Source organism: Exiguobacterium sp. s123, assembly GCF_018617075.1.
In the GTDB taxonomy this organism is placed as follows: Bacteria; Bacillota; Bacilli; order Exiguobacteriales; family Exiguobacteriaceae; genus Exiguobacterium; species Exiguobacterium profundum.
In genome coordinates this window covers 192,299-215,045 of record NZ_JACSJL010000003.1, presented here as the reverse complement: position 1 = coordinate 215,045, position 22,747 = coordinate 192,299, and the positions used below count along the sequence as shown (strand labels likewise).

Annotated in this window: 17 protein-coding genes; 7 read left to right on the top strand and 10 right to left on the bottom strand. The window is 49.1% G+C overall.

What is annotated here, in order from left to right:
• Window positions 1–26 precede the first annotated feature (26 nt).
• Window positions 27–737, bottom strand: a complete 711-nt coding sequence (rluF, locus tag KNO72_RS07600) for a 23S rRNA pseudouridine(2604) synthase RluF (protein ID WP_015880301.1) — start codon at window positions 735–737, stop codon at window positions 27–29.
• A gap of 92 nt (window positions 738–829) precedes the next feature.
• Here rluF and KNO72_RS07595 point away from each other — a divergent pair, with 92 nt between their 5' ends.
• Entirely contained in the window at window positions 830–1,396 is a 567-nt protein-coding gene (locus KNO72_RS07595; RefSeq protein ID WP_078146013.1) for a hypothetical protein, read from the top strand.
• Between the two features lie 6 nt (window positions 1,397–1,402).
• Window positions 1,403–1,654, top strand: a complete 252-nt coding sequence (locus KNO72_RS07590; protein WP_078146014.1) for a hypothetical protein — start codon at window positions 1,403–1,405, stop codon at window positions 1,652–1,654.
• Here the strand turns inward: KNO72_RS07590 and KNO72_RS07585 are convergent.
• A complete protein-coding gene (locus KNO72_RS07585; RefSeq protein ID WP_015880303.1) occupies window positions 1,620–2,270 on the bottom strand; it encodes a C39 family peptidase in 651 nt (216 codons plus the stop codon). The genes KNO72_RS07590 and KNO72_RS07585 overlap by 35 nt on opposite strands.
• Window positions 2,271–2,343: 73 nt before the next feature.
• A complete protein-coding gene (locus KNO72_RS07580) occupies window positions 2,344–3,717 on the bottom strand; it encodes a YjiH family protein (protein WP_078146016.1) in 1,374 nt (457 codons plus the stop codon).
• Between the two features lie 261 nt (window positions 3,718–3,978).
• Here KNO72_RS07580 and KNO72_RS07575 point away from each other — a divergent pair, with 261 nt between their 5' ends.
• The 5 genes from KNO72_RS07575 to KNO72_RS07555 all read left to right on the top strand — a co-directional run bounded on the left by KNO72_RS07575 (window position 3,979) and on the right by KNO72_RS07555 (window position 10,314).
• Window positions 3,979–4,971, top strand: a complete 993-nt coding sequence (locus KNO72_RS07575; protein WP_074035150.1) for an LLM class flavin-dependent oxidoreductase — start codon at window positions 3,979–3,981, stop codon at window positions 4,969–4,971.
• A 138-nt stretch (window positions 4,972–5,109) separates the two neighbouring features.
• The gene (locus tag KNO72_RS07570) at window positions 5,110–8,280 is read left to right on the top strand and encodes an EAL domain-containing protein (protein WP_214757642.1); all 3,171 of its coding nucleotides are present in this window, start codon (window positions 5,110–5,112) and stop codon (window positions 8,278–8,280) included.
• Between the two features lie 2 nt (window positions 8,281–8,282).
• Window positions 8,283–9,038, top strand: a complete 756-nt coding sequence (locus KNO72_RS07565) for a P-loop NTPase family protein (protein WP_214757640.1) — start codon at window positions 8,283–8,285, stop codon at window positions 9,036–9,038.
• Window positions 9,026–9,883: an MBL fold metallo-hydrolase gene (locus KNO72_RS07560; protein WP_214684987.1), complete on the top strand. Its 858-nt coding sequence runs from the start codon at window positions 9,026–9,028 to the stop codon at window positions 9,881–9,883. Before KNO72_RS07565 ends, KNO72_RS07560 begins: the two co-directional genes overlap by 13 nt.
• Window positions 9,880–10,314, top strand: a complete 435-nt coding sequence (locus KNO72_RS07555; protein WP_078146021.1) for a GNAT family N-acetyltransferase — start codon at window positions 9,880–9,882, stop codon at window positions 10,312–10,314. Before KNO72_RS07560 ends, KNO72_RS07555 begins: the two co-directional genes overlap by 4 nt.
• Window positions 10,315–10,336: 22 nt before the next feature.
• Here KNO72_RS07555 and guaC read toward each other — a convergent pair whose 3' ends face one another.
• From guaC to KNO72_RS07520, 7 genes are all read right to left on the bottom strand, one after another.
• The gene (gene guaC / locus KNO72_RS07550; RefSeq protein WP_031424215.1) at window positions 10,337–11,320 is read right to left on the bottom strand and encodes a GMP reductase; all 984 of its coding nucleotides are present in this window, start codon (window positions 11,318–11,320) and stop codon (window positions 10,337–10,339) included.
• A 199-nt stretch (window positions 11,321–11,519) separates the two neighbouring features.
• Window positions 11,520–13,580, bottom strand: a complete 2,061-nt coding sequence (locus tag KNO72_RS07545) for a PAS domain S-box protein (protein ID WP_214757638.1) — start codon at window positions 13,578–13,580, stop codon at window positions 11,520–11,522.
• Between the two features lie 112 nt (window positions 13,581–13,692).
• On the bottom strand, window positions 13,693–14,877 hold the full coding sequence (locus tag KNO72_RS07540; RefSeq protein ID WP_041918118.1) for an MFS transporter: 1,185 nt from the start codon (window positions 14,875–14,877) through the stop codon (window positions 13,693–13,695).
• Between the two features lie 162 nt (window positions 14,878–15,039).
• Entirely contained in the window at window positions 15,040–17,049 is a 2,010-nt protein-coding gene (locus KNO72_RS07535; RefSeq protein WP_214684993.1) for a catalase, read from the bottom strand.
• 123 nt (window positions 17,050–17,172) lie between these two features.
• Entirely contained in the window at window positions 17,173–17,826 is a 654-nt protein-coding gene (locus tag KNO72_RS07530) for a hypothetical protein (RefSeq protein ID WP_214757636.1), read from the bottom strand.
• Window positions 17,827–17,874: 48 nt separating this feature from the next.
• Entirely contained in the window at window positions 17,875–19,077 is a 1,203-nt protein-coding gene (locus tag KNO72_RS07525; RefSeq protein WP_078146025.1) for an NAD(P)/FAD-dependent oxidoreductase, read from the bottom strand.
• Between the two features lie 100 nt (window positions 19,078–19,177).
• Window positions 19,178–22,684 carry a chitobiase/beta-hexosaminidase C-terminal domain-containing protein gene (locus KNO72_RS07520; protein ID WP_214757634.1) on the bottom strand — a complete coding sequence of 1,169 codons (3,507 nt, stop codon included), beginning with the start codon at window positions 22,682–22,684 and terminating at the stop codon, window positions 19,178–19,180.
• Window positions 22,685–22,747 lie beyond the last annotated feature (63 nt).

The following is a 22,747-nucleotide window of genomic DNA, read 5'->3' as shown; positions in this document are numbered from 1 at the left end:
CAGCCTGAGACGACTCAGGCTGCTTTTTAGTACCATTCTTTCGGTTCGTAATTCAATTCGCGGAACAACTGCTCGCGCTCTTTTTTCGAAAGGTCGCGCCATTGTCCAGGCGGGAGTTTTCCGAGCGTGATGTTCATGACGCGTACACGTTGGAGGCGGAACACTTCGTATCCGAGCGCCTCACACATCCGACGGATTTGACGGTTGAGTCCTTGCGTGAGCGTGATATTGAAATCGAACTTCGAGAGCGGACGGACTTTACACGGTAGCGTCTTCTGTCCGAGGATTTTGACGCCGGCTTCCATCTGTTCGACGAACTCCGGTGTGATTGGCTTATCGACCGAGACGATGTATTCTTTCTCATGCTCGCCTTCGGCACGAAGAATCTCGTTGACGATATCGCCGTCGTTCGTCATGAGGATGAGACCTTCTGAGTCTTTATCGAGACGACCGATGTTAAAGATGCGGAGCGGGTGGTTGACCATGTCGACCAAGTTCCCTTTTACTTTTTTCTCTGTCGTACTCGTGATCCCGACCGGCTTATGGACGGCGATGTAGACGTTGTTTCGGGCAACCCGTGCGACAGAACCGTTGACGAGGACTTCATCGCCCGGTTTGACCTGGTCGCCGATTTTTGCTTTCTTCCCATTGATGGTGACGCGTCCCTCTTCGACGAGACGGTCGGCTTGGCGACGGGACGCCTTGCCTGATTCACTGATGAATTTATTGATGCGCATGTGTACACGTCCTTTGTTTGGCTTCGTCCTCTCACTATAACGCATTTTATAGACTCTCGAAAGCGGGAAACGAACGGGAGAGGAGGGATGACATGGAGGCAGTACGACTGTTACAAGATGCGATCCGATTTCAACAAGCACTGTGCGATACAACGTTCGGGAAAGAATTGATTCCAGAGGCATCACCTGTCCTTTGGTACGGGCGACCTGGTCCGAATCAATGGCTGACCATCGGGACGAATCCGTCTCGCGGCGAGTTTTTACATCGTGACGGGACATTGAGAACGGGGCAACACCAAAAGTTCTATTGGCGGGACACACTTTCGTTTGACGATTACCTCGGAAATGAAGAGGCGCTGCAACAAACGCTCGAACGGGCATCGGTCTATTTCGAGTCGGGGCGCGCGACGACGAACTGGTTCGGGAAACCGCATGGCGCCAAACTCGAGGCACTCCTCAACGGGATGGGGCGTTCGTTCTATGATCATCCTGCAGCTGTCATCCACGTTGATTTTTTCAAGTTTGCGACATATGAACAGATGGGGAAGATGAGGACCGGGCGCCACTGGATGGAACATCCGACCTCAATCGAACTGTTGGAGCGGACGATTGCGTACATCAAACCAATCCGTATCATCGTGCTCGGACGGGATAACTGACGTGCCTTGAACGGTTTTTCAACAATCGGAAGACTGTCTGCATATCCCGCCGTCACCTATGAAATCGGACGCCATGATTCAGGTATCCCGATGATCGGCCTCCATATGAAGCCTTCAGAAGTGTTCGTTGGGCTCGGGAATGGCCGTGATTCAAACGGGCTACATTACGGGTCATACGCGAAGCGCGAGCACCTTTTAAAAATCGGAGAAGCGATTGACACGATTATGGACGAGTGGCTGGCGGATGGACGCGTGTGATGCTTCCCCAAAAGTTGAATTCGTTGAAGTCGATGTAGCGCACGTCCTTCGAACGATTATCGAGCACGGCTAACAAGATGACGTCCGGGAACCCCCGTTTTTCAAACTGTAAGTAGCCGACTCCCGTGACGGAATGATTTTTATAAAAGCCGTTCGCCATATTCAGCACAAACGGGCGTCCTGCTTTCAGCTCACGCTCAAACGTCGACCATTTCCAAAGATAGCGGGAACTGCCTCGACCGTCGTACCCGTATCGCTTCCACAGTTTCGTGATGATGGTGGCGATTTGTGTCGGCGGTGTCCCTTTCTCGTCTTTGAAATGGTGCCTGAAGGCGATCTCGCGCACATCTTCTTGGATCTGTGTCACATCATCTGGGATGTTCGCATACCCATGATCTCGATAGAAACGGAAGATGGCGGTGATCGACGTCAACGTACAGTTGTTCTTGCCGTTCTCGAACTGACGTTGGAGCAAGACGGGCACGCCTTCAATCTGTACAGAGCGCTTTAATGTCCAGCGTCCGTGATAACGATCGTTCACATAAGCTTCCGGGTCGATGATCCCGGCATAGCCGTTGTTCGCAACCTCGAGTTGTCCTGCAAATGGGTGCTCCATCTCGGTCTCCCTCCTTTTCTTTTAGTATACAAAGGACGCCCCATCTCATAAAAGAGAAAGGGCGTCGTTTTCGTTAAAACACAAGATGTGCGATGCCGACGATGATCGGAAGGGTGATGAAGGTACGTAACAAGAAAATCAAGACGAGGTCGAGGAATGAGATCGGTAGTTTTGAACCGAGCAACAAGCCCCCGACTTCTGACATATAGATGAGCTGGGTAACCGACAACGTAGCGATGACAAAACGCGTCAATTCACTCTCGATGCCGCTTCCGAGAACGGCCGGCAAAAACATGTCGGCGAAACCAACGACCATCGTTTGAGCGGCTTCCGATGCCTCAGGCACTTGAAGGAGCATCAAAATCGGTTCGAACGGCTTTCCGAGGATAGTGAAGAACGGCGTATATTCTGCGATGATGACCGCAATCGTCCCGACTGCCATGACGACAGGGAGGACGCCGATCCACATATCGAGCACGTTCTTGAAGCCGTCTTTGAGCGTCTCTAGGAAACTTTTACTCGAACGTGACTTTTGTAACGCCTGAATTAACGCCCACTTACCGAGTGACACGTTCGCGGGTACTTCTTCTTCCGGTTTGAGCTCCGTCTTCTCATAAGCCGTGTCTGCCTTTTTAGATAATGGATAAATCCGTGGCATGATGAGAGCGGCGACTAGTCCGGATAAGACGATGGCCCCGTAGTAAGGCAAGAAGTATTGGTCGAGTTCGACATACTGTAAGACGACGATGGTGAAGGTGATGGAGACGACGGAGAATGTCGTCGCAATGATCGACGCTTCCCGTTTCGTGTAATAGCCTTCCTCGTACTGTTTTGTCGTCAGTAGAATCCCGATCGTCGCATCCCCGACCCATGAGGCGAGCGAGTCAAGTGAGGCGCGTCCTGGCAAGCGGAAGAGCGGACGCATGATCTTCATCAAAAACGTCCCGACGAACTCGAGAAGTCCAAAGTTCAATAAGAGCGGTAACAACATACCGGCAAAGAAGAATGTCGCAAATAAGATTGGAATCAAATCAAAGAGCAACAAGCCCCCTGTAAATTCTGACGTGATCATCTCTGGTCCGAGTGTGAGTAGCGTCATGACCCCGGCGATGAAACCGATCACGCGCATGACGAACCAAAACGGTGTCACGCTAAACAGTGCGTTGATGGATGGTCGCTCCATCATAAAAGCAGGACGTGCCGTAAAGAGTAATAATGAGCCGACAATCGAAATCCCCATCATGATGACGGCGAGTGTCGGGACGAAATCCCCAATCCAGTCAATCAGCAGATTGGATAAGAAGGCGACTGGAATCGTGAAGCCTTCCTCTGATGAGATTGGTACGATGAAAAACATGATCCCGATGAGTGATGGAATCAAGAACTTAAAGAAGTCTCGACTCGAAAAAGAAGGTTTCTTTCCGTCTGGTGTTGATGAACCATTCATGATGCATTCCCCATTTCCCCGAAGTGTTTGTGCTGTCTATGTATCCCCATTACACATCCAGCCGTTATTGAAACGTATTTCTTTCTTAGTATAAAAAATATGACCAGGTGCTATCAATAACATGCGGAAATTTTCTGAAAAATACAAGGTTAAATACTAGGCAAAACATTCGTATTCAATCAAACCATTTAGTATGATGACGACGAGTCCAACAAATTCAAGATATTTAGAAACTTCATTATAGAGATAGGAGAATGCATGATGAGATTGAGTGTGTTAGACCAGGCGCCGGTCACGTCGGGTCATACAGGAGAACATGCGCTTAACAGCGCGGTCGAGCTCGCACAAGTCGCAGAAGAGTTAGGATATTACCGTATGTGGATGGCGGAGCATCATGGTGGCATGTCGTTCGCCAGCTCGGCTCCAGAGGTCATCACGGCTTATCTGGCAGCGAAGACGAACAAGATTCGTCTCGGGTCCGGAGGCATCATGATGATGCACTACTCGCCACTCAAGATGGCAGAGGTATTCAAGACGCTCAGCGCGCTCGCTCCAGGACGGATCGACTTTGGTGTCGGACGTGCGCCAGGCGGTGATGCGAACGCGATCTATGCGATGTCACAAGGGCAGAAACCGATGATGGATGGACTTTACGAGAAACTCGATACGACGCTTCAATTGATTAAAGATGAGGCACCGGAGGAAAGATGGTATAAAAATACACCGGCTGCTCCGACTGGTGTCAGTCTTCCAGAAGCGTGGTTACTCGGTTCGAGTGGGAACAGCGCCGTGCAGGCCGGACGGATGGGGCTGGGCTATTCGTTTGCCCAGTTCTTTAACGGACAATTGAGTGCCGATACGCTCGACACATACCGTCACCATTTCACGCCGTCTGATTTCATGGAGAAACCGGACATCAGTGTCACGTATTTGGTCACGACGGCAGAGACGGAAGAAGAGGCAGAATATTTGGCCCGACCTTCTGATTTGTCGCGTCTCTTCTTGATGCGTGGTCAATTGAGACAGCTGTTGAGTCCGGAAGCGGCCCACGACTATCCGCTCACGGAGGTCGATAAAATCCATATCGCCAACAACCGAGCCATCCACCTCGTAGGAACGCCGAAACAAATTGCGGAACAGTTACGGGATGAATCGGAACGTTACGGTTTCGATGAGGCGATGATTTGTAGCATCCAGCATAAGCAGGAAGATCGCCTGAACGTCTATCGTCTCTTGGCGAATGAATTGCTTTAATCCGGAGAGCACCTTCTCAAGTACGAGAGGGTGTTTTTTTATAAGAGAAAAACGTTTCCCCATTTTTTCAAAGGTTTTCTCCATAGTTTGAGCGAAACCAACTACACTATAAGAAAAAGGAACGGGTGGAGGGATACGATGCAACGGATGAAAGGCGACCCATATTATCTATTCGAGCTGTTCACACGCTTGTATCGAATGGTATTTCTAATGGAAGTGACAGAAGCAGGCTATCGTTACGTAAATGTGAGCGAACAGGGGAAGGTGGCCTCTTCGCTTCCAAGTGATGTAGAAGGGCGGTATTTACATGAGATGTATCGCTCGGAAGTGGTCGAGGAATTGATTGAACATTATGATGCGGTCGTTGAGACAGGGGAGCCGGTCTACTTCATGTCGCAAATGAACATCGACTCCAATACGGCCCGATTCGCTTCTTCTATGCTTGTACCGATTGAAGATGAGGATGGACTCGTTCGTTATGTACTCGGTTTGACAACTGATTTATCCGAGGAGGCGGAGATCAAGTTGTTAAAGAGTATCGAGCATATGGACTATTTGACCGGTATGCCAAATCTGATGAAAGTCAAATTGGAGCTCGACCAGTTGTTCGAGCAACATGACACCGAAGAGACGAGCGTCATGCGCCTTCACATCAACCGTTTCAAGATGATGATGTCGCTTCAAGGTGTGGAGCGCTCGAATCAGTTGATTAAAGACATCACACGTCAATTGGCGAATACGCTTCCGAAAGGTTCAATTATCGGTCGAGTAGACGGTGAAGACTTTATCGCGGTGTTACCTCATACTCCAATCCGGTTGGCATACATGTACGCCGAGCATTTGCTTGACGTGATTGCAGATCATTCGTATCAAGTGGCGGAGGCCGAATTCCCGTTATCGAGTTGTATCGGGATTGGTGCCGGTACAGCGGATGCCGACCGTGTCATCATGAACGCCTCCACGGCTCTGTTGGAAGCGCGTCAGACGGGAAATCAAACGATTCGTTTATATGAACACGATGAGTACGTGCAGCGTTACATCGATGAGATGATGATCGAAACGGAACTGGTCAAAGCGTTGAAGCTAGATGAGTTATACATGGTGTATCAACCGAAAGTGTCGATGGACGGTGCGATTCATTTTGAGGCACTCATTCGCTGGGAGAGTCCTGTTCTCGGATTCATTTCACCTGAAACGTTCATTCGTGTGGCTGAACAGTCACTCTTGATCGAAGACGTGACACGATTCGTCATGAATCGGGTATGTCAGGATGTGTCGTCACAACCTGAGCAGTTTGAAGGGCGCCGCGTGGCTGTGAATGTCTCACCGAATTTATTTCATGAACACCATATGAATGAACTGGTTGCGATCATTGCATCGTACGGTCTTGTGCCAGAACAATTTGAGTTTGAGGTGACCGAGCACACGTTGATGCATGAACCGGTAGCGGCGATCAAAACGGTCGAATCGCTCAAACAACAAGGATTTCGACTGTTGATTGATGACTTTGGGGTCAGTTATTCCTCGTTGAATTATTTGAAGTTGTTCGAGATTGATGGAATCAAGATCGACCGGTCGTTCGTCGCGCAACTCGATCAGGAGAGCGGCATGAAAGAGTATGAAATCGTCAAACTGATTGTCTCGTTGGCTAAAAAGCTAGAGTTAGAGGTGACGGCTGAAGGTGTGGAGACGGAAGAACAATATCGGATCTTACGTCAGCTCGGCTGCGATGAGATTCAAGGGTATTTCTTCAGTCGTCCGATGCCGCTCGCGGAGTTAGAAGAGGCGCTCGGAATCTTGTATTCCCATCAGATGATGTTATCGAAGATCGAGCAGCCTGTGCAGTTGTTGCATCCTTCTCTAGATGAGCGTGAATTGCAACGACTCAAAGCGATATTACGATTGGAAGTTTTAAATACGCCACAAGAGGAACGATTTGACCGGATCTCCCGATTGGTCGCACAAACCTTCCAGATGCCAATCGCATTCATTTCGATCATGACGACAGACCAACAGTGGTTCAAATCGTGTGTCGGTATCGAGCTCGAATCCGCTCACCTCAAACGGGAATGGACGTTATGTAATCGGGTTGTCACATCAGAGTCTCCGCTGGTGATTGAAGATGTTGCGGCAGCAGCGATTGAAAGTGACAGTCCTTGGATTGACCGAATCGGATTTTATGCAGGTGTACCGTTGCGGACGAAGCAAGGTCACGTCATCGGCACACTTTGCGTAGTGGATGGGCAGGCGAGAACGTTCTCAGAAGAAAACTTGAAGGCGCTCGAATCGTTTACGCATTGGGTCATGACAGAGATCGAGCACACGGAAGTCTCGAGAAGACAAATCACGCGACAACAATCAATCGAAGCATTGTATGAAGCGACGGCATTGCGTGTACCGTTCCAAGATCAATTGGCCCGGGTTCAAGAAATTTTATTGGAATGGGTCGGTTACTCCCACGGGGTCATCTTCTCGATTGAACCTTCGCATCGTCTTCTAGTAGAGCATGGGGTCTCTCGTTTGACTTGGGGGGAAGAAGAACTGCATTCCCTGCATCAATTGACAACGGTCGGCGCGCAAACGCTTCAGGAAGGTGATCTGATTGTAGACGGTATCGAATTCACGAGGCTAGTCAGTTTTCCTTTGACGCATGCGCATCAAGTGTTTGGCTGGGTCGTTCTTCTCTCGGAGCAAGGCAACTTGAATGATCATCTCGACGAGGAAACGTTGCAAGAGTTGACAGGGACGGTACGATTGCTTGCACGATGGATGGAGAACGGGATTCGAAAGAAACGGAAACAACGCGAGATGATTCGAATCGCAAAACAAGATCAGCTGACCAAACTGTATAATCGTCATACGCTCACGACCGATTTATACAAAAATATGCACCGGACGCCATCGATTACATTGATACTCGTCAATTTAGACGATTTTACAAGAATCAACGATCAGTATGGGCACATGATAGGGGATGAAGTGTTAATTGAAATCGCACAACGATTAAATGAATTTGTCCAGCGTGTTGGGGGTCAAGTCTACCGTTTCTCAGACGATGAATTCATGTTGGTGCAAACGGGTTCACTAAGTGGGGTTGAGCAGATTAATGAAGTTATTTCCCAGGGAATACACGCGTCGAATGGTGAAGTCATTCATCTTACAGCAAGTGTTGGCGTCACCCTGGTCCAGTCGACCGACACCGTCGATTCGGTTCTTCAAAAAGCAGATGCAGCGATGTATATTGCAAAGAGCAATGGAGGAGACCAGTGGTTCCAATATGGTGGATACTCAGATGACAAGGGGATTTAAGTATGGGGAGATTATGGCTGATTGAAGGATTGCCAGGAAGCGGAAAGTCTATATTTGCCGAGAGGCTGCGAGATAAAAGGAATGGCAAGTTCTATTCGGAAGTAGATGCGTCACACCCCGTGGATATGCATGATGTCTATTGGGTCGAGGAGAAACCATCAACTGGTCGCATTCTTGATGAAATCGAGGGGGGATGGCTCGTCCGTTATGATGATGGTGAAGAACTTGCCGGAACGGACGTCTACGAGTTGCCTTTCGCTCTTCACACACGAATCATGTGCGAACGCTGGCGGCGTTATGTTCAAAAGTTAGATAGGGAGGAAAAGGACGTCATCTTTGAATGTGCGTTGCTCCAAAATCCTTTCACCATTGGAATGGTTGCGCAAGATGTTCCGTTAGCGGACGTGGAAGCATACGTTCAAGAAGTCGCAGACATCCTAAAACCGATTGATCCGATGGTCGTTTATTTGGCATTGGATGACGTTGCACGCATCTTTCCGATTGTATATGATGAACGACCGATGGGATGGCAAGGCGGCTTTGTCGAGTATTATACGAGCGGCGCCTATGGTGTGAACCATGCGCATAAGGGTATGGCCGGAACGATTGAGATTTTAGTGGAACGCCAACGACGTGAGCTTGAACTGTTGAAACGATTACCTCTTCGGCACGCTCGGATTCAAAATGATAATCGGCATTCATTTGAAGAATTAACGAATTTATTAGAGGAGGAGTCGATTCGTACATGCAAACCTTAATCAAACATTCGGAACGTTTTTGGTATATGACACCCGTTGACCGTACCGATCGACCAATTCTCGGTGCCGTTGTCGGCGATACGCATACGCTACTCATCGACGCGGGCAATTCCGTGTCGCACGCCTCATTCTTTTTAGAACAGCTAGAGAAACAAGGCCTCCGCACGCCGTCGATGGTCGCATTGACGCATTGGCATTGGGATCACATCTTCGGTTTACCTGCACTCGAAGGAATGGTGTCCATTGCGAGTGAAGCGACCAAACAGGGGATGGAAAAACTTGTCCCATATGCTTGGGATGATGTCTCTCTCGATGAGCGGGTGGCGGAAGGGATTGAAATCGCATTTTGCGCGGAAGCAATCCGTGAAGAATATGGAGACGCGCGCGATATCGAAATCGTGTTGCCCACGCTGACGTTTCAAGAGTCGCTGACGCTCGACCTCGGTGGCGTTCACGTCGTGTTACGACATGTCGGAGGAGACCACGCAAAAGATGCGGTTGTCCTGTATGTCGCAGAGGAGCGGGTATTATTTTTAGGAGACGCGTTATACGCAGACATCTATTCTCCCACATGGCGAATGACTCCGGAAGAAACCCTGCGGTTGTTGAATGTATTGGAATCGTTTGATGCTAAACAGATTGTCTGGTCACACGGTGAGATGGTGAGTCGTGAATCCTTCGCAGAAGATTGCCTTGCATTAAGACGAATCGCCACCATTTCGAATGATTTCCCAGGAAATATTGATGAAATCACGCAGTCATATGCTTCACTCGTCAATCGGGAGATCACCGAGGAAGAGAACGAGTTGATTACGTTTTTTGTGAACGGGACGGTGGGAAGATGACTTACACTATCACGCGGATTCACGAGGAAGACGAGACGTTCCAACAGTTTTTGACCACTCAATTACGTGAGTATAACAACGTTCGTTCGATTTACCATCGTGACATTCGCGAGGCGCACGTGCCGACCATTCAGTTGAAAGTGGAGCAAGAAGGACGGGTAATCGCCGGCTTATATGGGAGTGTGTATTGGGGATGGTTCGATTTGGATCGCCTTTGGGTCGATGCAGACTTTCATGGTCAGGGCATCGGTAGCCAATTGCTTAGAGAAGGGGAGGCGTTAGCGAAGTCGCTCGGTGCGACGCGTGTGAAATTGACGACGTTCTCGTTTCAAGCGAAACCGTTTTATGAGCGATTCGGTTACACGGTAATAGGTGTGCTACCGGACTATCCGCCGGGATCGGATTACTATATGATGATGAAGCAATTATAAAAGGCGACACGAGGTCGCCTTTTTAATACACTTTATCCCCATTGAAGATTGAATTTTTCACCATGACGTAGTCTACGGTGCGCAATGCCTCGAGACTGTCACCACCCGCGTAAGAAATCGCCGATTGGAGGTCTTGCTCCATCTCAGTCAATGTATCTTGTAGTGCCCCTTTGTGTTCAACAAACATCTTTTTCCCCTCGACGTTCTTTCGCTCACCCTTTTGGAACTCAGAAGCAGAACCGAAATACTCTTTCAATTGTTTCCCGTCTTGCTCGAACGTTTCCCCCGGTGATTCATCGTGTCCGGCGAACAATGAACCAATCATGACCATCGAAGCGCCGAAGCGAATCGATTTGGCGATGTCACCGTGAGTACGGATGCCCCCATCCGCGATAATCGGTTTCGTCGCTGCTTTGGCACACCAGCGAAGTGCAGCCAATTGCCAGCCCCCGGTACCAAAACCTGTTTTGATTTTCGTGATACACACTTTACCAGGACCGATTCCAACCTTCGTCGCATCCGCTCCGGCATGCTCTAATTCGCGAACGGCCTCTGGTGTCCCGACGTTCCCCGCGATGACGAAGGATCCAGGAAGATGGTGTTTGATATGCTGAATCATTCGGATAACCGCATTCGAATGACCGTGAGCGATATCGATTGTAATAAATTCTGGCGTATGACCGGTCGATTTGAGCATTTCGATAAACCCATACTCTTCTTCCTTCACGCCGACACTGATGGATGCATACAAACCACGCTCATGCATGTCTTGGATAAACGCCAGGCGCGTCTCTGGATTGAAGCGATGCATGATGTAAAAATATCCGTTCTTAGCCAGCATCAATGCGACCTTTTCATCGATAATCGTCTGCATGTTAGCCGGAACGACTGGTAATCGGAACGTGAAGCCACCAAGCTCGACGGTCGGATCACATTCCGAACGACTGTCGACAATACATTTTGCAGGAATTAATTGAATATCTTCGTAATCAAATACTTTATCCATATATCGCACCCCTATTCACGAACATTAACGTATTGAACAATAAAAAACTTCGCCCATTCGGTAATATAACGTGAATAGAGTTTAAAGTCAAAGGATAATTCAATTAATTTATCTTAAAAATGAATAAAATTAAATCAATTGATGTTTAATGTTCGGATTTAGGATTTATTTTCGGTGTTTCACGTGAAAAAAGGACCACTTATTGGTGGTCCTTTGCGAGTGCATATTGATTTCGTCCACCTGCTTTGGCTTCATAGAGAGCGAGGTCGGCACGTTTTAGTAACTGTTTGGTCGACAACCCTTTTACAAATCGAGCACCCCCGACACTTGAAGTCGTAATGAACGTATGTTGGTCGATTTCCCATGGGCGCTGTAGTGCTTGAATGATTTTCTCTGCAACCCGATGTAGGGCACAGGAATCGTTGAAGCGAATGAGAACGGCAAACTCATCACCGCCAAGTCTGGCAATCATATCTTGTTTGCGAAGCACGGATGTCAATCGACGAGCGAGTTGTCGCAAGAGTTCATCGCCCACATCATGACCGAACGTATCGTTGATTTGTTTGAATCGGTCAACATCAAGAGCGAGGACGGCCAATTCAGCTTGCTCGAATTCGGTTCGATCGATCGCTTCCTCGAGGTAAGCGAGGAAGAAACGACGGTTCGGTAAGTCGGTCAGCGTGTCGTGATACGCCAAATGCTTCAGTTGCTTCTCTAGTGCTTTACGCTGCATGATTTCTCGGCTAACCGTCAAATAGTGTAGGAGAAGTCCGGATTCATCATAGATGGCCTGAATTTTCGTTTCGAGCCAAATCCAGCGCTGGTCAGCATGGAAATGACGGAACTCAAGGGTCAAGGAGATGTCTTCTTCCTTCATTTCTTTCAACTGCTCCCGGACGATCTGGATGTCGTCCGGATGGATATAGTCGAGCGTATTCTTCCCTTCGTAATATCCGGCCGCAAAACCGAGCACGGTACGGTGAGAAGGGGAAGCATAACGAACAGTACCATCCCGTTCTAGTATACAGACGAGGTCACTCATGTTTTCTGTGATCAATCGATATTGTAACTCACTCTGTCTTAACGCTTGTTCCATTTCACGTTTCTCCGTGACATCACGCAAAATCGTTAAGACGGCCGTTTCACCCTCATAATCGATGAGAAGGCTACTGATATCCATCTGGAGCTTGTCTCCACTCGGTGTCATGATGACCATTTCCGTATCTTGAACGGGGCCTCCGAGTTCGAGAGAGGCAAGTCGTTGACGGGTGGACTGATGATACTCTTCTGCGATGAATGAAAAAATCGATTCATTCTCTAGATAGGTTTCTCCGATTGTGGCGAGTGCCATCGCGTTCGCATATATAATCTGTCCTTCCTGATGTACAATGATGCCTTCCGGAATGGTTTCAATCAATTGACGGTAACGACGTTCGCTTTCGACCGTGGCACGCTCGGCATTTTTCTCTGGCGTCAAATCGATGATGATCGCAAACAGGCCGGTAATGTTACCGCCGACCTCGATTGGAATGTTGAGGACGGTTAAGTCGAGTCGTTCCCCGGATTGATGTTCAGCATAAATGGAATACTTGTGTGGAATCCCAGACAGCGTGAATTGTAACCCTTTCCTGACCCGAGACCGCTCACTCTCGGGAAGCCAGTGCAGGAACGGCTGATGAAGCATATCCTGTTCCGTATGACCCGTGATGACCGTGACGGCCGGGTTGACGGATTTGATGTTCAAATGATGGTCGAGTACAAAGATGCCATGTGGAGAATACCGTCGTAGCGACTCGTGATGATCTTTTAAGATCGACAATTCGAGTTCGCGACGTTTCCGTTCCGTCACTTCACGAACGACGGAGACGATATGGGTACAGTTCCCCTCATCATTGAAAATCGGCGTCACTTCTGACTCGAAATAATGAAGGGGGAGCGTCAATACATCATCCGCCTCGACCGTATCCGTATAAAAGGAGTCAGCAAGACGGTAGTCTTCATAGACGACACTCTTTTTTGTACGAATCGCTTCATCGTAATACTGCGTAATAAGTGTAGCGGTCTCGATCGGGACCAACTCATCGATGGTCTTCCCGACATCCGCATCTGACCAATTGATGGCCCGTTTCCCAGGCTCATTTACGAAGACGTAGCGATATGCTGAACCATCGACTTCCATAAAGAACACATAGTCTGAAATTTTATCGAACGTCCGTAGTAAAATCGATGCGTTGGATTGAAGTGTTTGGTCAACTTTCATCTCGTCTCCCTCATTTCGTTCATTCTATTTTTTACACGTCATTTTTATCTTACCGCATCATTCGACCAAATGTGTGAACTTTCAAAAAAAGACGGGATGTACGTACATCCCGTCAAGCCGCTTCGTTCAGTTGTTTTTGTTCGTTTCGTCCGTTCATGACGTAATACAAGAAAATGGTAAAGAGAACGACGCCTGAAAGAATCAAATAAAGGGTCGAGAAGCCTGTCAACGGAATCAACAACCCGATGAAATAGGGGCCGAACCCTAGACCGGCATCAAGTGCGATGAAGAAGGTCGATGTCGCCATCCCCATTCGGTGAGGTGGAGAAGCCTTGACGGCGATTGCTTGGGTGCCGGATTGGATATTCCCGAAGCCTAATCCGATTAACGCACCGGCAAGTAGAAGCATCCAACCGCTATTCGCTTGACTGAGCACGAGTAGACCGATCGCGAAGATGGCGATTGCCGGATACATGACGACGTTCGCTCCGCGCGCGTCCATCAATTTTCCTGTGATTGGTCGTGATAACAGAACGGCGACCGAATAGACGAGGAAGAAGATACTCGCTGCCTCGATCAAGTCGAGTTCACTCGCGTAGAAGTTGATATAGGACAAGACACTCGAGTAGCTTAGTGCGGCCATCCCGATAATCAAGGCAATCGGGAGCGCTTTTGGTTCGACGAACGATTTTAAAGAGAATCCGCGCACGACTTCCGGGGCGTCGACTTCCGGTACATTCACAAAGAACGTACTCGCCAAACTGATGACCCCGATCACAAAACAAAGGCCGAAGATGACGGTGAAGCTCGTGTGTTGGCTGAGGAGTAATCCGACGAATGGCCCGATGGCTGTCGCCAGAGTAGAACTCATGCTGTAGTAACCGATCCCTTCACCTTTTCGAGTCGCGGGAATGACTTGCGCGACGATGGTTCCAGTTGCCGTACTCGATAATCCCATCCCGAGCCCGTGTACGAACCGTGTCAGTAACAAGAAACCGACACCCCAATGGACGAAGTACAATAAAATCGTGGCGGTGAAAAAGACGAGCCCGATATAAAGCGTCTTCTTCCGACCGATCGAATCAATCAGTCGACCGATGAACAAGCGCCCGGTCAGCGTCCCGATGATGAAGATGCCAGTGACGAGTCCTGCTTGACTCGTGGTCGCCCCGTACGACTCGACGGCATGCACCCCGATGGTGACCATCAATAAGAAAAAGATGAGCGTCAGGAAGAAGTTGATGAGCGAGATGATTAAAAAGTCTCTCGTCCAAAGTTTTTGAATAGGTTGTTGCATCATACGTGACGCCTCCTTTTCTTCAAATTCGAATAGTTAATAAACATAACTAAAAGAGTATACCAAATCAAATTAGGATTGTCCGAGATGATGCACTGCATGCAGTGAATGACAGACATGAAAAAACTCGACTCGGGAATCGAGTCGAGTCAAGTGACATCGTTAGGCACGGTCCCAGAATCGGGCAGTCGCAATCCCATCGATGAACGCATTGAATCCATCGAGGTTATGCTCGTCAAACGTGAAGACACCAGGCTGGTCTTGCTTCACGCGACATGTGGCGAGTGCCTCTTTATGGTGTACGTGTAGGGCGAGCGGCTTATAGTGCTTGTACGTGTTCTCGATAAATTCGAGCACATCATCCTCGACAGTCATCGCGGCACTCACTAAGAAGGCGGCATCGAAAAGGCTCGAGTCGACCGTATCGTACGTCTCCTTCACCTTCAGGTCACCAAGCATATACGCCTTCTTGCCGACAAGGCTGTAGTTGACGTTGTGATCGGCGAGCGTCTGCACCCACTGTTTCACCTGATTCGCATCCACGTCACCGGCAAGGAGAAGGGCGACGCTCTTCGTATCGGGCTTTTTGATTGTGTTCGCCATCGAGAGAGCAGGGGACGTCTTATCTGACTGGACCTCATTATTCTCTTCGGGCACATGTACTCCTAAGTTGTCGGCGACGACTTCAGCGAGATGACGATCGATGCGGTTCAATAAATCGACGGCGTTCTCTTTCACCATGTCCGACTCACATTTTCCGAGCTCAAAACTGCAGGCATCTTGGATGTGTTGTTTTTCGACATCGGTCATGCTGTTGTAGAAGAGCTTCGCCTGTGAATAGAAATCAAGGAAGCTGTCACTACGTCCCCGAATCTTATGACCATCGATTTTCTCTTGATAGTGCTCAAATCCACCTTGATCGGCCGGTACAGGTTCCGGCTGATTATTGTTGAGCGCATTTTTATGGTAGCTCGTCTGACCTTTGTGAACGGCCATTTGATGCATCCCGTCCCGCTGGTTGTTGTGGAACGGACAAACGGGCTTGTTGATTGGGATCTGGTGGAAGTTTGGTCCACCGAGACGCGACAATTGGGTGTCCGTATACGAGAACAGACGACCTTGCAAGAGCGGATCGTTCGAGAAGTCGATTCCTGGGACGAGATGACCCGGGTGGAAGGCGACTTGTTCGGTTTCCGCGAAGAAGTTGTCGACGTTTCGATTAAGTGTCATCTTTCCGACGAGTTTCACTGGAATCTCTTCTTCCGGCCACAGTTTGGTTGGGTCTAAGATGTCGAAGTCATAGTTGAACTCGTCTTCTTCCGGGATCAGCTGCAGGCCGAGCTCCCATTCAGGATAGTCGCCTTTATTGATGGCTTCATAAAGGTCGACACGGTGGAAGTCAGCATTTTTCCCGACTGCTTTTTGGGCTTCGTCCCATACTTGTGAATGAACCCCGAGCTTCGGTTTCCAATGGAATTTGACGAAATGCGCTTTTCCTTCCGCATTTACAAGACGGAATGTATGCACCCCGAACCCTTCCATCATGCGTAGACTACGCGGAATTCCCCGATCACTCATCGCCCACATGACCATATGAGCGGTCTCATGGTTTTGTCCGACGAAATCCCAAAAAGTATCGTGCGCGCTTCCCCCTTGCGGCACTTCCGTATGTGGTTCAGGCTTCACAGCGTGGACGAGGTCCGGGAACTTGATGGCATCTTGGATAAAGAAGACTGGGATGTTGTTTCCGACTAAATCGTAGTTCCCTTCGTCTGTATAGAACTTCGTTGCAAAACCACGGACGTCACGGACCGTATCCGCGGACCCGCGTGAGCCTTGGACAGTCGAGAAACGGACGAATACGGGTGTCGTCTTCGAAGGGTCATTCAAAAAGTTCGCTTTTGTGAACTCGGCGAGCGGTTCATACACCTGGAACTCTCCATGTGCTCCTACGCCGCGCGCATGGACGATCCGCTCCGGAATCCGCTCATGGTCGAAATGGGTCATCTTCTCGCGGAAATGGAAATCCTCGATCAATGTCGGACCACGACGTCCTGCTTTCAGCGAGAATTCGTCTTCCGCCATCTTCAGACCTTGATTTGTCGTCAAGCCAGCTTGTTGTTCGTTATCAATCGTATGTTGTTTTAACTGCTCTTCTTTCTTGTTCCCCATGTGATTGCCTCCCTTAAGTATGACTGACCGTCGTAAGTCACCATTTGACCTACTGTATCGGTGTTCCCTAACGCCAATAAAAAAATCCCTCTTTTTCAAAAAAGAGAGATTTCACACAAACATTTATAATGCGGCCCATACATGCTGTTTCAATACGATTTGTTGTACCACTTTAGGGTCGAGTTCGTATTCAGTGGCAATGATGCGCGTCACTTTCGCTTTCGCATCGGTGTCGTCAGGATTCTGTTTCGTATATTGATCTTGCCATGACCTCCAAATTTGAATCTCTGTATCGGTCAATTTGGTCGTCCATTCTTTTTCTCGAAGTTGCCAACCGAACATCATGTCGTCTGTTTGACCGGGTTCCACCCAGTCTGCGAGTCCATAATCGCCTTCCGGAGCGAATACGGCTTCACCGAGTGGCGGTTCCGTCCCGATATAGGCAGCATCATCATAAAATCGTAACAAGGCGGCCTGGAACTGATCTGACTGTTTTACGTCATCGATGACGTCATGGCTGACGGATTGAAGCTCATCCGTACTCGGGTTCCCGTGTACGACGATGTCGTATTCATATCGAATGACACCGTCTTGTTCGGTTTGTGTACGTTCTTCAATCGTATATATTTCCTCGGAAATGGATGCTTGTTCAGCCTTTAACTGCGTCGTGGGGACGGATTCCTGTGGCCAAAACCAGAAGGCGCAACCGAGAGGGACAAGGAATACGGCAAGACGACGTAGTCGGTACACCCTGTTTGATTTTCTTTTTTTCTTCAATCCAAAAACACTCCTTCAATGATGTAACAATCCCCAAAATGTCGGGGATTACGTTCGATCTAAACGAACGAGGTCCGCATCGGGATGCGACTGACCACGAACGAGAGCACTCAAAATACGAGAGCCAAGCATGCTATACACGGTCCCATTTCCCCCATATCCGAGCAAGTAAAACAAGTTCGGTCGATTCGGGTGCTCCCCGATGAACGGGAGTTGGTCCACCGACTCTCCAAACAAGGCGACCCAAGCATAATCGACTTCTAGGTCATACATCGGGAAGAGCTCGGCGATTTTTTCTTTCACTCGTTCCGCCCGATCGTTCATGAGCGCCTCATCGTGCGGCGTTTCGGCCTGGTCTTCGTCAAGCCCACCCGCGATAATTCGCCCGTCCGGAGTCGTGCGCAAATAGAGATATGGTCGTTTCGTCTCCCAAATGAGCGCGCGTCCTTCCCATTCGCTGAATTCGGCGATTGGATTCGTTGCGATGGCGTATGACCGATTCAAATCGATCCGATGGGAGTCGAGTAGGGGAGCTGGCCCATAACCTGTCGCAAAGATGACTTTATTCGCTTTAAATGTCCCGTTCGAGGTGAACACAATCCATCCATCACCATCAGACACGACCTCATCCACCGACGTCTCTTCAAAAATCGGGACGTGTTGTTTCGATAAATGGCGGATGATTTGACGACTGAGCGTGAGCGGATTGACCTCGGCATCGCCTTTTGTGATGAGGGCCGCCGGTTTTTCAAATGGGAAGCGTTCACGTAGTGCCTCACGATCCAACCACTCCACATCAAAACCGTGTTTGGCTAGCATCTCATACTCACGTTGCAATTTGGCAACATCGTCCTCTTCACTCGCAAAACAAAGGCTGTCCCGTCGAATATATATATCGGATGCATCGACATCTTTCGCCACCTGGTCGAGCGATTCGACCGCGTCGAGACATAATTGATAGAAGCGTACCGCTGCCGCTTCTCCAATTTTTTCTGCAAGTTCATGTAACATGATGTCATTTGAATATTGAATTAAACCGGTATTTGCTGATGTGCTTCCGGTACCGACTTTTCGCCCATCGAGCACCGCAAAATCGACGCCATCTCGTTGTAACGTATAAGCCGTCAACGTTCCGGACATACCGGCTCCGATGACGAGTACGTCGTAATGCTCTTTTTTGTCAGGTCTTTCTAACACGACGTCCTCTGATTCGGTCGTTGGCCAATATAAATCTCCGTTATACAATTCCATCGGTCTCATCCTCCATGATATTCAGTATCTTCCTCTTTATCCCCGCTTCAATAGAGGTGAAACCAAAAAACCGCAGACGATGTGTCTGCGGTTCAACATGTTATTTCTTGATGATGATGGATGAAGGAGAAGCGCCTTTCGTATATGTGATGCGTTGGACGTTTTTTGCCCCGCGAATCTCAGCAAGGTTTTTCCCGTCAACGATTACTTCTTTTACCGTCGCGCCTTTGAAGTCGATGATGGCACCGGCTTCTTTCGGTTTCACTTGAACGACGACATTTTTCAACGGTTCTCCTGTCAATTCCGTGTATACGCCACGAACGAAGATGCCGTTTTTGAAGTTCGTGCCTTTTCCGATTGTCACGCCGATGTAATCCTCTTGAAGGACGAGGCGAGCAGCTTTATGGTTTTCTACAGTGTAACGCGTCAATTCCACTTCTGGTTCCGGTGTGAAGTCGATTTGTGCAAGTACTGGATCATGGTCACTCGCACGCCCTGACATCTCAGTGAAGTCCGAGTTGACGTGAATCATGTCAATTTTCGTAGAAGCGGCCAAGCGATTCGAGACGAGGATGTGATCGAGTACTTGTGAGTTCCCTTGATACACATACGAGTAGCGGTCGACAGCAGGAACTTTCTCGACCATGTTCGTCATCAAGTCGCCTTTGAAGATTTGGAGCGCATCCGAGAATTCGAAATCGTTGAAGTCACCGAGTGCGACAACATTCGCTTCTGGATTCTTCGTCTTCACGTCTGCGACGAAGTTGTGGACGACTTGTGCGATTTTCTTACGTTGCACTTCACTTCCGAGTACGACCGGTTGTTGTGAACCGAAGAAACCAGTGTCGCCACCTTTCGAGTTCCAGTGGTTTGCGATCACGATGACGTTCTCGCCTTGGAAGTCGAATTGAGCAGCTAACGGTTTACGCGAACGATCGAACGCTTCGTTCATCGGATCGATACGTCCCGGGTTGTGCGTCAATTTCCCATCGGCGTATCCGACGGCCGTCGTCGCATCACCAGCAGGGATTCCCTCCGTCAATGACACGCGCTCAGGATCGTACAAGAAGCCGACACGGATGTTGGCATCTGGGGCGCCTCCGTCTTGGTTGTTCTCCGGGTCGATGTTGACGTATTTATATGTCTTCCCACCGACGGCGACAATGTTATCGATTAAGCGTTGATAGCTCTGGTCAGCGGCAGAACCTGCCCCTTTATCCTGTCCATCGTTGTCTTGTACTTCCGTCACACCGATGATGTCAGGGCTGTTCAATTCGTTGACGAACGCTTTCGCCAGTTTGAGTGCCTTTTCATCTGATGTTTCTTTAATGTTGTTCGAGAAGTTCTCTAAGTTATACGATGCAATCGTTAATTGATCTTCTTCTGCCTCGATGAATGTCTTCTCACGCTGCGCATCTCCTTTGACGAAGGCAGCTTTCATGTCTTCAAGTGAGGCTTGAATCTTATAGTTACCGAACGAATAGCCGACAACACCGACGATTGGTCCATTGAAGCGGTCGCCCGTCGCGACATCGAATTCACGCGCTTCCGCGTTCGGTTCGAGACGGAACTGAATGCGTTCCGGGTTTGCATCGTTCTTTTTCAATAAGACGCCGCCATTGTACGTCTCCGTTGGCGTATCTTCGAGAACAGTCACCAAATCACCGTATTCTTGTGGTCCGACCGACTTCAACTTGTTCGTTTGAACACGCATTCCTTCAAGGCTCTCCCAGAAGTCGATGGCATCCTTCTCCGGATTGAAGACAGCGAGGTTGTCGCTGTCGATAAACTCGGTCGGAAGGTTTGAGGCATCAATCGTAATTGGAGTCGGAAGGGTGACACCACTCGCGACGACTTCAACTTTTCCGTTACGTGTATCGATTTGTGTCATCTTCATATCTGTCTGTTGGCGATCACTATATCCTTCGATTGCGTACTCGCTCACTTTTCCGTTCACTTTGACGAGGTCACCGACTTGAATGCCAGCAATCGAACGTCCACCGTAAAGGACAATCCCTTCAGATGTCCGTGCATCGTCATCGGCCTCGGCGTCAGGAGTTTGAATGAAGTAATACGTCGTCCCGCTCGAGACGAACGTAGACGTGACGATTCCTTCTACCCCTTCAACCGTCTGTCCGTTCATCGGAGCCGTGTGGTTCGCACCTTGGATGTCGTGAATGCGAATCTTGTCTGTGATCTTATAAGAGAATGTTGAGACGGCGCTGAACGAGTCGCCTGTTTTCACGACCGTCTTCAATGTCGTCGAGTTTTCAATGCGGATTGGGTTTTCGTAACGACGCCCATTCTCTTTTGGATCAGAGCCGTCGAGCGTATAAAAAATCTCAGCGTCTGCTGTCGTTGTCGAGAGCGTCACGTCTTGTGGACCAACGAATGTACCGGCACCTGGTTTCGCGACAGCCGGCCGAAGAACGGACGTATCGATGACCGTGTCCGCCGGGTCACGAGGGATGATTTGGTACGTATCGTCAAACTGTTGAACGATTCCTGTGATTGATGAATAGTTCACATCCGTCTGTAAATCAAGGATGCCTCGCTCGTCGCGAACGATGAACTCTTTTGTTCCATCCGTCGCCGTCAAGTTCTGACCGCTACCTGTGAGTGTGGCATTTTTGACGGTGACGAGTTCTGATTCTACGTCCTCGTTGATTTGTTCCCCTGTCAAGACTTGTGCAGTAGGAAGTGTTGCTGCCTGCTTCGAGACGACGACGACATTGTTCAATTGAAGAAGCTCACGATATGAACCGACGACCCCTGTGACAACAATCTCATCTCCGACGTTGACGGCAAGAGATGTCGGACGGATAGACAGACCACCTGTCGCGTCTTGAATGGAGATGGTGTTCGCTAATTTAGCCGTGACGACTCCTTTTACGGTAACCGTCTCATTTTCTGCCTTTGTTCGTGCATCAGCAATTGAAATTGGTGTGATTGGTGCAGGAGGCTCCGTTGTGCCGCCATCTCCGTATTCGACGCCTTGGAACGTATGTAACCCGAGATTGTCGAACGTGTCTTGTGGTGTCGATGACCATTCGACAGCCGGGTCGAAGGCATCACTGCCATCACTGTCTCCCTTTGCGACCGTGTCTTTACGGATGAGCGATTGGTCAGCAGTCGCAACGGCCGTTCCCCATTTTGTTCCTGGGTCGAAGCCGAGTTGACCGAAGACATCCAGAACCGTGTCTCCTTTTTTCAAGACGATCGTGTCATCCCCGTTGAAGTTCGTCACGGCACTCACCGTATCCGATTTTGCTTTCAAAGTGTCCGACGCACTGCCGTTCACAATGACATATGTAGCTCCTGGTGCGAGTGTGCCCGTCAAATTCAATGTATTTCCGGCAGTCGTACCTCCGTTTGAATACAGTTCAATTTTGTAAGCGGAAAGGTCGATTGTCGAGTTCGTTCCGTTGAACAACTCGATGGCTTTATTGTTGCTCGATCCTTCTACGTACTCGGAAATGAAGAGATCTGATGCGTTCAACGTCTCGGCGTTTACGTTTGCCGCAATCGGCGTCATACTGCTGACGATGAGTCCTGCTGATAAGGCGAGGCCAGTGACTGCCTTAAATGATTGTGTTGGTTTCCCCATGTGTAAGTCTCCCTTAGATGTAATGGTCTAATCCGATTTCCCCAACTTGCGTCGTTATAAATA

What these genes read in the sequence shown, in the direction of transcription:
- rluF (WP_015880301.1), bottom strand. Translation starts at nt 737, where the DNA reads ATGCGCATCAATAAATTCATCAGTGAATCAGGCAAGGCGTCCCGTCGC.
- KNO72_RS07595 (WP_078146013.1), top strand. Translation starts at nt 830, where the DNA reads ATGGAGGCAGTACGACTGTTACAAGATGCGATCCGATTTCAACAAGCA.
- KNO72_RS07585 (WP_015880303.1), bottom strand. Translation starts at nt 2,270, where the DNA reads ATGGAGCACCCATTTGCAGGACAACTCGAGGTTGCGAACAACGGCTAT.
- KNO72_RS07580 (WP_078146016.1), bottom strand. Translation starts at nt 3,717, where the DNA reads ATGAATGGTTCATCAACACCAGACGGAAAGAAACCTTCTTTTTCGAGT.
- KNO72_RS07575 (WP_074035150.1), top strand. Translation starts at nt 3,979, where the DNA reads ATGAGATTGAGTGTGTTAGACCAGGCGCCGGTCACGTCGGGTCATACA.
- KNO72_RS07570 (WP_214757642.1), top strand. Translation starts at nt 5,110, where the DNA reads ATGCAACGGATGAAAGGCGACCCATATTATCTATTCGAGCTGTTCACA.
- KNO72_RS07565 (WP_214757640.1), top strand. Translation starts at nt 8,283, where the DNA reads ATGGGGAGATTATGGCTGATTGAAGGATTGCCAGGAAGCGGAAAGTCT.
- KNO72_RS07560 (WP_214684987.1), top strand. Translation starts at nt 9,026, where the DNA reads ATGCAAACCTTAATCAAACATTCGGAACGTTTTTGGTATATGACACCC.
- KNO72_RS07555 (WP_078146021.1), top strand. Translation starts at nt 9,880, where the DNA reads ATGACTTACACTATCACGCGGATTCACGAGGAAGACGAGACGTTCCAA.
- guaC (WP_031424215.1), bottom strand. Translation starts at nt 11,320, where the DNA reads ATGGATAAAGTATTTGATTACGAAGATATTCAATTAATTCCTGCAAAA.
- KNO72_RS07545 (WP_214757638.1), bottom strand. Translation starts at nt 13,580, where the DNA reads ATGAAAGTTGACCAAACACTTCAATCCAACGCATCGATTTTACTACGG.
- KNO72_RS07540 (WP_041918118.1), bottom strand. Translation starts at nt 14,877, where the DNA reads ATGCAACAACCTATTCAAAAACTTTGGACGAGAGACTTTTTAATCATC.
- KNO72_RS07535 (WP_214684993.1), bottom strand. Translation starts at nt 17,049, where the DNA reads ATGGGGAACAAGAAAGAAGAGCAGTTAAAACAACATACGATTGATAAC.
- KNO72_RS07525 (WP_078146025.1), bottom strand. Translation starts at nt 19,077, where the DNA reads ATGGAATTGTATAACGGAGATTTATATTGGCCAACGACCGAATCAGAG.
- KNO72_RS07520 (WP_214757634.1), bottom strand. Translation starts at nt 22,684, where the DNA reads ATGGGGAAACCAACACAATCATTTAAGGCAGTCACTGGCCTCGCCTTA.